1 protein-coding gene is annotated in these 600 nt (G+C 69.5%); it reads right to left on the bottom strand.

Annotated elements, in window-relative coordinates; translation table 11 throughout:
* The coding region (locus TN53_RS41800) for an AMP-binding protein (protein WP_046264129.1) at positions 1-355 on the bottom strand (355 nt) is incomplete at its 3' end.
* Between the last annotated feature and the right edge of the window lie 245 nt (positions 356-600).

The following is a 600-nucleotide window of genomic DNA, read 5'->3' as shown; positions in this document are numbered from 1 at the left end:
GGGCCCCGACCGCTCCCGGGTCCCGGGCGATCGGGGGGGGCCGGCCGGCCTGCTTGCGCTGCGGGCCGTCGGGCGGTGGCGCGGGCACCGGGACCATGCCCGCGTACATGCAACCCAGGAGGGACCGCGCGAACCCCGGCCCGGAGGGATGCAGTACCAACAGGCGGTCGCCCACAGTGAACCGTTCCTGCAACAGCGCGGCGACCCGGCGGGCGGCACGGTCGAGTTCCCCGTACGTCATGGTCTCGTCGGCCTCGGCGCGGAGCGGATCCGGGCTGAAGATCAGGGCGGGGCGGTCACCGTGCTCGTCCGCCCTCGTACGCATGAGCTCGACGAAGGTCCTGTGCTCGTGCATGCAGTGTCAGCCTCCATCAGCGAGACGGTGGGCGACTGAGCGTCACCCGGGGGCGGCGTCCTCCACACCGGCCTGCGAGAGCGACCCATGTGACGGAAGGGACGCATGGGGCTGGCCATTGCCCCACCCTAAAGGTCATTCCGGCGCCGCCGGATGAGTAATTGGCAAGACTTGTGGGTGAGTTGGGCTCAAGCCGCTTCAGATCGTTCGACAAGAGGGCTGTTTGGTACTCCTCGGCAAAAGGG

Origin of the sequence: Streptomyces sp. WM6386 (assembly GCF_000972385.1) — a bacterium.
GTDB lineage: Bacteria > Actinomycetota > Actinomycetes > Streptomycetales > Streptomycetaceae > Streptomyces.
This window is presented reverse-complemented; position numbering and strand designations above follow the sequence as displayed.